General features: G+C 40.6%; 4 protein-coding genes. 2 read left to right on the plus strand and 2 right to left on the minus strand.

Annotated elements, in window-relative coordinates:
• The first annotated feature begins 23 nt into the window (after positions 1–23).
• Both rpoC and BWP33_RS11470 read left to right on the plus strand, forming a co-directional pair.
• Positions 24–4,226: a DNA-directed RNA polymerase subunit beta' gene (rpoC, locus tag BWP33_RS11465; protein WP_002642337.1), complete on the plus strand. Its 4,203-nt coding sequence runs from the start codon at positions 24–26 to the stop codon at positions 4,224–4,226.
• A 440-nt stretch (positions 4,227–4,666) separates the two neighbouring features.
• Positions 4,667–6,913, plus strand: coding sequence for a beta strand repeat-containing protein (locus BWP33_RS11470; protein ID WP_002642336.1), 2,247 nt, complete (start codon positions 4,667–4,669; stop codon positions 6,911–6,913).
• 296 nt (positions 6,914–7,209) lie between these two features.
• Here BWP33_RS11470 and BWP33_RS11475 read toward each other — a convergent pair whose 3' ends face one another.
• Together BWP33_RS11475 and BWP33_RS11480 are read right to left on the minus strand one after the other, a co-directional pair.
• Positions 7,210–10,266 carry a type I restriction endonuclease subunit R gene (locus BWP33_RS11475; RefSeq protein WP_002642335.1) on the minus strand — a complete coding sequence of 1,019 codons (3,057 nt, stop codon included), beginning with the start codon at positions 10,264–10,266 and terminating at the stop codon, positions 7,210–7,212.
• 53 nt (positions 10,267–10,319) lie between these two features.
• Positions 10,320–11,630, minus strand: coding sequence for a restriction endonuclease subunit S (locus tag BWP33_RS11480; protein WP_002642334.1), 1,311 nt, complete (start codon positions 11,628–11,630; stop codon positions 10,320–10,322).
• Positions 11,631–11,646: the final 16 nt, after the last annotated feature.

The raw sequence follows: 11,646 nt of genomic DNA on the forward strand, positions 1-11,646 counted from the left end.
AATCGCCCTAACTAGGAGCAAAAATGAACTTAACCGATTTATTCGCACCCCTGCAACAAGCAGGTTCAGAAGAATTTGATGCCATTAAAATTGGCATTGCCTCGCCTGAAACCATTCGTTCATGGTCTTACGGTGAAGTCAAAAAACCCGAAACCATTAACTATCGTACGTTCAAACCTGAACGCGATGGTTTGTTCTGTGCCAAAATTTTCGGGCCAGTCAAAGACTATGAGTGTTTGTGTGGCAAATACAAACGCTTGAAATATAAAGGCGTAACTTGCGAAAAATGTGGCGTAGAAGTTACCCTAACCAAGGTTCGCCGCGAACGCATGGGTCATATTGAATTGGCTGCGCCTGTGGCACACATTTGGTTTTTGAAATCCTTACCCTCTCGCTTGGGCATGGTGTTGGATATGACTTTGCGCGATATTGAGCGTGTGTTGTATTTTGAAGCATTTGTGGTAACAGACCCAGGTTTAACCAGCCTGCAACGCCGTCAATTATTGACCGAAGAAGATTACTACGCCAAATTAGAAGAATATGGCGAAGAATTTGATGCACACATGGGTGCCGAAGGCGTGCGCGAATTGTTACGCAGCCTGAATGTGGAACAAGAAATTGAAAACTTGCGCCAAGAATTGCAATCAACCAGCAGCGACACCAAAATCAAAAAAATTGCTAAGCGTTTGAAAGTATTGGAAGCATTCCAACGTTCTGGCATGAAATTAGAGTGGATGATTATGGATGTATTGCCTGTCTTGCCACCTGATTTGCGCCCACTCGTGCCATTGGACGGTGGTCGTTTTGCGACTTCCGATTTGAACGACTTGTATCGCCGTGTGATTAACCGTAACAACCGTTTGAAACGCTTGTTGGAATTGCGCGCGCCAGACATCATCGTTCGCAACGAAAAACGTATGTTGCAAGAAGCAGTAGATAGTTTGTTAGACAATGGTCGCCGTGGCAAAGCCATGACTGGTGCAAGCAAACGTCCATTGAAATCTTTGTCTGACATGATTAAAGGTAAGAGTGGTCGTTTCCGTCAAAACTTGCTGGGTAAACGCGTGGACTACTCTGGTCGTTCTGTGATTACCGTAGGTCCATACTTGCGTTTGCACCAATGCGGTTTGCCGAAAAAAATGGCGTTGGAATTGTTCAAACCATTTATTTTCCATAAATTGGAAAAACGTGAATTGGCGACTACTGTTAAGGCAGCCAAAAAATTGGTAGAGCAAGAAGTACCAGAAGTTTGGGACATCTTGGAAGAAGTGATTCGTGAGCACCCAATTTTGTTAAACCGTGCGCCTACTTTGCACCGTTTGGGTATTCAAGCATTTGAGCCGATTTTGATTGAAGGTAAAGCGATTCAGTTACATCCATTGGTGTGCGCGGCGTTTAACGCGGACTTTGACGGCGACCAAATGGCAGTTCACGTTCCATTGAGTTTGGAAGCGCAAATGGAAGCGCGTACCTTGATGTTGGCATCAAACAACGTACTCGCGCCAGCTAACGGTGAGCCGATTATTGTGCCATCGCAAGATATTGTCTTGGGTTTGTATTACATGACTCGCGCCAAAGAAAAAGAAATTGGTGAAGGCACATTGTTTGCTGATGTCAAAGAAGTTCATCGCGCCTACCACACCAAACAAGTGAAATTGGGTACAAAAATTACCGTTCGTTTGCGTGAATGGGTCAAAAATGACGCAGGCGAATTTGAACCTGTGATGAAACGCTACAACACTACGGTCGGACGTGCGTTGCTGTCTGAAATTTTGCCTAAAGGTTTACCATTTAGCTACATTGATACTGCATTAAAGAAAAAAGCAATTTCTAAATTAATTAATGCGTCATTCCGTTTGTGTGGTTTGCGCGATACCGTGATTTTTGCCGACCACCTGATGTATACAGGTTTCGCATTAGCAGCGAAAGGTGGTATTTCTATTGCCGTTGATGACATGGAAATTCCAAAAGAAAAAGCTCAATTGCTGGCTGAAGCCCAAGCAGAAGTCAAGGAAATTGAGGACCAGTACCATCAAGGTTTGGTAACTTCAGGCGAACGCTACAATAAAGTAGTGGATATTTGGGGTACAGCAGGCGATAAAATTGCCAAAGCGATGATGGATAATTTGTCCACGCAGCCTGTTCTTAATCCAGAAACCAAAGAAGTTTATCAAGATGAAAATGGTACGCCATTGATGGAAGAGTCGTTTAACTCAATTTACATGATGGCTGACTCGGGTGCGCGTGGTTCGGCGGCACAGATTAAACAATTGTCGGGTATGCGTGGTTTGATGGCGAAACCTGACGGCTCAATTATTGAAACACCTATTACGGCAAACTTCCGTGAAGGTTTGACGGTATTGCAATACTTTATTGCAACGCACGGTGCGCGTAAAGGTTTGGCGGATACCGCGTTGAAAACGGCAAACTCTGGTTACTTGACTCGCCGTTTGGTGGACGTAACGCAAGATTTGGTGGTGGTGGAAGACGACTGTGGCACAACCGAAGGTTTCAGCATGAAAGCTGTGGTACAAGGTGGCGACATTACCGAACCATTACGCGACCGTATTTTGGGGCGTGTGGCGGCTGAAGACGTGGTCGATCACAGTACGGGCGTAACCATCGTAGAAGCAGGTACGATGTTTGATGAGAAACTGGTTGATTTAATTGATAATTCGGGTGTGGATGAAGTAAAAGTTCGTACGCCCATTACTTGTCAAACACGTTATGGCTTGTGTGCGAAATGTTATGGTCGTGATTTGGCACGCGGTAAATTGGTTAATGCAGGTGAAGCGGTTGGTGTGATTGCTGCTCAGTCTATTGGTGAGCCAGGTACACAATTGACAATGCGTACCTTCCACATTGGTGGTGCAGCATCTCGTGCGGCTGCAGCCAGCCAAGTAGAGGCCAAATCTAATGGTACGGTGCGTTTTGGTAGCCAAATGCGCTATATTGCGAATTCTAAAAATGAATTAGTTATTATTGGTCGTTCATCTGAAATCATTATTCTTGACCAAGTGGGACGTGAACGTGAACGCCACAAAGTTCCTTATGGTGCAACGTTGAAAGTACAAGATGGCGAAGAATTGAAAGCTGGTACGGTTTTGGCAACTTGGGATCCACATACCAACCCTGTTATCAGCGAATATGGCGGTAAAGTTGAACTGGAAAACTTTGAAGAAGGCGTAACCGTTACTAAACAAACCGATGATGTTACAGGTTTATCACAATATGTTGTGATTGATGGTAAACGTCGCTCAACCAGCAAATTGCTGCGCCCAACTGTAAAATTATTGGATAGCAATGGCGAATACGTGAATATTCCTGGGACAAATACACCTGTGGCAATTGCTTTTTCAGTGGGTTCTATTATCCAAATTCGCGAAGGTCAAGAAATTGGCAAAGGTGAAGTACTGGCGCGTACCCCGCAAGCATCCACCAAAACACGTGATATTACAGGTGGTTTACCGCGTGTAGCTGAATTGTTTGAAGCGCGTGTTCCGAAAGATGCAGGTATTTTGGCTGAAGTAACAGGCGTGGTGTCATTTGGTCGTGAAACCAAAGGCAAACAACGTGTTATTATCACGGATATGGACGGCGTTGCGCATGAAACCTTGATTTCTAAAGAAAAACAGGTTTTGGTTCATGATGCTCAAGTAGTAAATCGTGGTGAGACCATTGTTGATGGACCAGTTAATCCGCACGACATTTTACGCTTAAAAGGTATTGAAGAATTAACACGTTATATTGTGCAAGAAGTACAGGAAGTTTACCGCCTGCAAGGGGTGAAAATTTCTGATAAACACATTGAAGTGATTATTCGCCAAATGTTGCGCCGTGTGCATATTACTGATGCGGGCGACACCCATTTCATTACAGGTGAACAAGTGGAACGCGCTGATGTGATGATTGCCAATGAACAAGCAATTGCAGAAGGCAAAGAACCTGCACGATTTGATAATGTGTTGTTGGGTATCACAAAAGCATCTTTGAGTACGGACAGTTTCATTTCGGCGGCATCATTCCAAGAAACCACTCGTGTTTTGACTGAAGCGGCGATTATGGGTAAACGTGATGATTTACGTGGTTTGAAAGAAAATGTGATTGTGGGTCGTTTGATTCCAGCAGGCACAGGTTTGAGTTACCATCGCAGTCGTCGCGCAAGCTGGGCAGCCGCACAACGTGCTATGGTTGCATCGTCTGGTAGCGATGAGCGTGAAGCTTAATCATTGAGTTAATACATCAATAGAGAATAATAGGCAAATACAAATAATGTATTTGCCTATTTTGTTTTCAGGTGTTAGTTGAAAATAGGGGTTTCTACGATATGTTGCCTGAATCATTATTAAGTTTTTTATTTTACTTAGAGTATTTAAATATCCTTCAGCAACTTTTGTCATGAAATGACACTTTTTGTCAGGTATTTTAACGGAAAATGTTCTAATTTCATCACAAAATGAAAAATAAAATTACCAAATAATATCCAACAATTAAACGAAATCAAAGAGAATATTGAATAATCTATCTATTTACGATAGGCACAGTTTTTGCTGCGAACATTGAGCTATAAGTTTTTAACTTTGTTGTTTTCAGGCAGCCTGAAAACTAATTTAAGTTTAATACTTAAACTTATCTTTATTTACTCAATTATCTTTAAGGACAAATTATGAATATCATTGAATTGATGGCAAAAAACACAGCTAATACGAATTTCCAAACAGTAAACAACTTAACTTCACACTTGCCAAAATTTGGCAAAAATGACGATACCTTACTTATTAACAATGTGGTACGCGGTTCTGCAGGTGTAGACATGGGTGATGGTAACAACACGGTTACTGTAGGTAAATCTGTTTACATCAACGGTTCACATTCATTTAAGTTTGGTTCAGGTAACGATACATTCAACATTGGTATCAACTTGGATGGTCAAAATGTCATCAATATGGGCGAAGGTAACAATACATTGGCAATTGGCGCAAGCAAAACCTATAAAAATGATGGTTACATTGGCGCAAATAGCAAATCTGCAATCAACTTTGGTGCAGGCGATGACACCATGACGGTACGTACCAATATTGATGGCGTGAACTCATTGAACTTTGGCAAAGGCAATAACAGCTTAACCGTTGGTAATTACATGGTTGGTACCAATACAGTAAGCTTTGGTTCAGGTAATGACGTGATGACTGTAGGTTCAAATATCCATGGTCGTAATCAAGTATTTAACTTTGGCGGTGGTAACAACAAATTACACGTTTTGGGTTACATGACTGGTTTGGGTCATCAGACATCGTTTGGCGATGGTAACGATGTTTTCACTGTTGGAAGCAATATTGATGGCAATCAAACATTCTCATTCGGTCATGGCGACAACAAAATGAATGTGGGCAATTATGTCATTGGTACGAACACATTCAGATTTGGTGATGGTGTAGATTTGGTAAGCATTGGTTCTAACATCAACGGTAAACAAAATTTCTATTTCAATGACGGTAACGACATTTTGAAAGTAGGGGGTTATGTTTTAGGTACTAATGTGTTCCATTTTGGCGAAGATAAAGAATCTACCAAAATTATCACAGCACTTGGTTTTGACGATGAAGGTAATTTATCTAATATTCAACAAACAGTAACCGTTGCAGCTGCCAATAATGAATTCCATGTTGGGAATTATTTTAGTGGCAACAATGTGGTTACATTTGGCAATGGCAACGATATCATGACCGTTGGTACCAATATTGATGGTACAAATCGCATCACTTTTGGTAATGGTCAAAACTCTTTGACAGTAGGTGGTTATTTCACAGGTCACAGTACCACGACTTTTGGTAGTGGTAATGATGTTATGAAAATTGGTACAAACATTGACGGTAAACACACTTTCAATTTTGGTAACGGTAATAATAAATTGATAGTTGGTGGTTACTACACAGGTCATAATGAGTTAACATTTGGTAATGGCGATGACGTTATGACTGTTGCGTCTAACATCAATGGCGGTCAAAGCATCAATTTTGGCGATGGTACAAACAGCTTGACTGTTGGTGGCTACTTCACTGGTATCAACAACAGCACCACTTTCGGTAATGGCGATGATACTTTGAAAATTGGCAGCAATATTGATGGCGTACAAAACTTTGCATTTGGAAATGGTAACAATACTTTAGATGTTGGCAACTACTTAACTGGTAAAAACACCATCAGCTTTGGTAATGGCAATGACACCATTAAAGTAGGCACAAACATCAATGGTACAGAAACCATTACTATGGGTGCAGGTGATGACAGCGTGGTTGTTGGTGGCTACATTACCAATAAAGTAACTTTGGATTTCGGTAATGGTAATGACTTCTTGCAAGCTGATGCAGGTTTACGTGGTGGTGCATTGGGCAGCACTCATGTAGATATGGGTAATGGCAATGACGTAGTTAAAATCGGTCAATTGGGTGTGGGTGCATACTCAGCAATGATTGATTTGGGTGCTGGCGATGACGTATTAACATTAGGTGGCGTGATTCACGGCTCTCGCAGCTACATTGATGGTGGTCAAGGTCATGATACATTGAACATCACGGCAAGCAATACTAACCACAGCTTGAGCCAAATTCGCAACATTGAGACCATTGATGTATCTGGCGCGAAAAACTACGAATTGAATATTACCGCGAAAGATTTGTTCTCTGATGCTGCTCACGATTTGTACATCAAAGGCGCAACAAATGGCGGTAATGTGAAAGTAGATTTGGGTAACAATGGTTATAACTTGCATGACAACAGCGTAAGCGGTTCGGCTGGTGCTTGGGTAAATACAGGCGTAACTGAAGTTGATGGCGTAAGCTACAATACTTACACACACAGCTCAATGAATCACGAAACTGTATTTATTGAACAAGGTATCCAAGTTATCTAATTCATGATAAATAAGTGAGAAATTGAGGCAGGAAACAAAAGGCGTATTGATAACAATACGCCTTTTTTTCAGGCTGAAACACATTACATTTCAGCTTTTTGAGATTTTTATAATTATTTGGTGATTATTTTAGGTAAGTGGGGTGTTTAGCCATTTTCGTGGCCATTTCTGCTCTTTCAGGCAGTAATAGCGCAACAAGCCTAAGCTTGTTTGCCGCTTTAAGCAAATTCAAACACATCACTTTCAATAACATCGGCAAGGGGATGACTCGAGCAATCTTCGTGATAAGGACGTGATTAATCTTTCCGTATACTCTGATAAATCACTTTCGCCAGTCGTCTACTTACCCGAGCTTTAACTTGAGGATTGTTGAGAATTTTGCTGACGCTTTCACCAAATTTCTCAAACAGATTGATAAGCAAATCGTCAAGTTTCGTATTGAAATAATCCATAAATGAGGACAAGGGATTATTGTTGGCAGCATTCACTATATCGGGATTTTCTTGGGCAAATTTTTCAATAGATTCAAAAAATAATAAATCTGCCAAAGTAAATTCTGTGGTAAATGAATCGTTCAATTCTTGAATCAATTTATCTAATTCATCAGTTAGGCTGACTTGTCCAGTGCCAACATCGGTTGAGCCTTTGAGTGGACTGGCTTCACCATTTCCTAGATGAATTGAGCCTTGGCTGATTTGTTGCAAGCGGTAGTATTGCAAAATCGTCATTTTGGATAAATCTAATTTTTCCGCTTGTGAGCCTTTTGGCAATTTCATCATCAATGATTTTAAATAAACGTAACGCTTTTCGTGAATGGAATCGGCATACGGTAAAATCTGTGATACAAACAAATACAAATTTAAATAACTTTGTAATTGGCTTTTAAACAATTTTTGTTGTTCTTCTTTGTGTTCAATGCTGCCTGAAAGATCTAAATATCTGTCGACTGCTTTATCAATAATGGCATTTAATTTTTTGTGTTCGCCGTTGGTAGGTGTGGTGCGGTTGCTAAACCAAACATCAGCAAATTTATCAATATCACTTTGTGAATAAATTTGCCATTCATCTAATGTGTTACCTAAACTTCCCAGTTTTTCTTCATCAGGAATATTGCCCAAATCAGTACGTTCGTAATATGGCTTAAAAGCTTCGTAAATATCTTCAGGTTTGTTAACAAAATCTAAGACGAATGTATCTTCTTTGCCTGTTGCGGTGCGATTTAAACGAGAAAGCGTTTGAACGGCCTGCACACCTGACAACGTTTTATCAACAAACATGGTATGCAACAGCGGTTGGTCAAAACCTGTTTGATATTTGTCCGCCACCAATAAAACTTGATAATTATCGCTATCAAATTGTTCAGGCAGCTCGGTTTCTTTAATTCCGCCATTCATTGCAGGTTCTGTGTATTCTTTTTCGCTTTGTTCGGGCAAAATCACTTTGCCTGAAAATGCCACCAGCGATTTAATGTCTTGATAGCCTTTTTCAGCAATATATTCATCAAACGCCATTTTATAACGCACCGCGTGTTCTCGCGAACCTGTTACCACCATTGCTTTGGCATAACCGCCAATTTTGTGACGTGTGGCTGTCTGAAAATGTTCAATAATGATTTCTACTTTTTGGCTGATGACACTCGGGTGCAAATTCACAAAACGCATTAACGCTTTTTTGGCTTTATTTTTGGGTAGTTCCAAATCTTTTTGATCCGCCATATTCAATAAACGAAAATAGTATTTATAAGTCGTGTAATTTGCCAACACATCCAAAATAAAGCCTTCTTCAATTGCTTGCTTCATTGTATAGCTGTGAAATGGTGTTTGACCTATTTCATTGGGTTCATCAAATAATGCGAGCGTTTTCCATTTTGGAGTGGCGGTGAATGCGAAAAAACTCAAATTATCTTGGCGTTTGCGTTTGAATTGTTCACGCAACACATTTTTTTGTATTTCCATTTCTTCGGGCGATAAATTTTCTTCGTCCAAATCCATAAATTCTGCCGCAATTGCTGATTCAATGCCGTCTTTATTCAATACTTGGCGCAATTCGCTTGCCGTTTCGCCACTTTGTGAGCTGTGGGCTTCATCCACAATCACTGCAAAACGCTTGCCAGTTGTATCTAAAACCACTTGTTCGCCTTGTTTGGCTTTGGTTTGAATGCTGTGCATGACATAGGGAAATTTCTGGATAGTCGTAATGATGATTGGTATATTTGACGCAATCGCTGCCGTGAGTTGGTGCGTGTCTTTGTCAATTTTTTTAACCACACCATCGGTTTGTTCAAACTGTGCCACCGTTTCTTGCAACTGCCTATCCAAAACCACGCGGTCGGTTACGATAATCACAGAATGAAAAATTTTTTCATTGTTCGCATTGTGCAAAGACGATAAATGATGTGCTAACCAAGCAATCGTATTGGATTTGCCTGAACCTGCCGAATGCTGAATTAAATAATTTTTGCCAGCCCCATTGATTTTGGCGTGGCTAACCAATTTTCTCACTGCGTCCAACTGATGAAAACGCGGAAAAATCATGGATTCAGTTGTGATGTAACGAAAGCCAGAATTTGTCCGAATTTTGCGCTCTTCACGGCTTAAATGTAAAAAACGCCCAATCAATTCCATCAAGCTATCTTTTGGCAAAATCTCACGCCATAAATACGCCGTTCTCACATCATCATTGACAGGCGGATTGCCTCTGCCATCATTAAAGCCACGATTAAACGGTAAAAATTTTGTGTCTTCGCCTTTGAGTTCGGTAGTCATATATACTTCGTCTGTATCTACCGCAAAATGCACCAACGTCCGTTTTTTAAATTCAAATAATTTGCCTTTTGGATTGCGTTCGTTGCGATATTGGGCAATGGCATCTTGCACCGTCCAGCCCGTTGCTGACATTTGATTTTTCAGCTCTATCGTTGCAAACGGAATGCCATTAACCGAAATCACTAAATCAATCCGCTCATTATCTTCTGTAATCACTTGGCGTGTAACTTTAACAATATTTTGTTCATACTGTTGGCGAGTGGTGTCGTTCAAACCTGAATTAGGGGCAAAAAACGCCATTTTTGCGGTACGATTGGCAATGCGAAAACCTTCACGAAAGACTTTCAGGCTGCCTTTAATATTTAATTCTTGATTTAAGGCTCTTAACAGTTCAACTCTGGCATTATCCTTAAAGAGCATTTGCAAGCGTTCCCATAATTTGGGTTGCGTTTTTTGGATAAATTCAGCCACATCATCGGGAAAAAGGGCAGTTGATTTATCGTAAGATTTGGGGTTGCCTTGAGTGTAATTGCCCTCGGTTAATAGGCTGTGTTCAATTTCATTTTCAAAGTGTTGTTCGGTGTGCATCTGTTTGCTCCCATTTGTTGATTGCAAGGTGGGCTTGAATCCACCTATGCCCTTTATTCATCGGTGACTTTAATTTTCCCTGTAACCGCCTGTGTAATCAGCGCGGTGCGGTATTCTTTCAGACGACCTATGGTTTGATTGACCGTTTCACACAAGCGGTCGATTTTGGCAGTTTCTTGGTCTAGGTAATTGGCAATAGCGGTTTGTTCGGTTACGGGGGGAAGTAACGATTTTAGATAGCTTAATCTTTCCGATTTTATTCCAAGTGCGGTAGAACCAGTTGCAAATTTATAAAGGCTAGCTTGAAACGCTTTTGACAAAATAAAATATTTTAAAAATCTATTATCAAGTTTATCTTTTTTACCATCAAATTTTAATACTCGTTGAGCCAATGCAACATCAGTTCGGTCAATTTGAGCAACCTCACCTAACGGTGCTTCTGTAGTCATTAAGACTTGTCCCAATTTAGGCAAACCTCGTCTCATAACTTCTTCATAGTTATCTTCATCAATAAATTCTTGTGAAAGTGTATAGTCAATTATTCCATTTTTAATATTTCTTGCTGTTATTAGAAATACCCCACTATTTGTTTTTTCGGGAGTTTTTCCACGATAATCAATAATTGAGTTCATTACTAATTTAAAGGGAGAAACATCCCAATGCGCCGGCACATCCCCCAACCATTCCACGCCACTATTTTTCATTGGGGCTGCAGGGTTTAAGCCTTTGGTTACGGCATGGGTAATCACGGCGGTACGCCGTTCCGCGAGCTTTTCAAGCAGCGTTTGTTGCTTATCAATCAGTGCATCGATTTCACCGAGTTTGGTGTCTAGGTAGTGGGCGATGGCGGTTTGTTCTTTTAGTGGAAGCTTCACTATTGGTAGGCGTACTAAATCTGTGGCATTGATTGCGGGATAGCTTACACCAACAGAGTTTGAAACGATTGCGCCAATCATATTTTCAGATTGAACCCAATAACCTAGAAATCTAGGAAATAAATTTTCTTTAGGTCGTAATACTGCAAAACCTGTAGAAACAATTAAATTGTCTTCTGCATCTTGAATTTGGGTAATGGCTTTTAAATAGGTTCTTACCGTTGAAACAATCACATCTCCATTTTTAACAATACGTCTTGCCCTTGAGGGGCTATTTTCAAAAGTCATTAGCTCTTTTTGAATAATGCCTTCAATCAATGATACACTTGAAATATCAACATAAAGAATTTCATAGTCTGTATCGGTTTTATCGCCCAATACTTCATCATTAAATGTTACTTCATCTTTCAGACGACATATGCTCCAATGCTCTGGCACTTCGCCTAGCCACGCTATGCCACTGTCTTTGTATTTTTCGTATCTGTTCATTTTGTTTACTCGTTTG

This window comes from Simonsiella muelleri ATCC 29453 (assembly GCF_002951835.1).
Taxonomy (GTDB): domain Bacteria; phylum Pseudomonadota; class Gammaproteobacteria; order Burkholderiales; family Neisseriaceae; genus Simonsiella; species Simonsiella muelleri.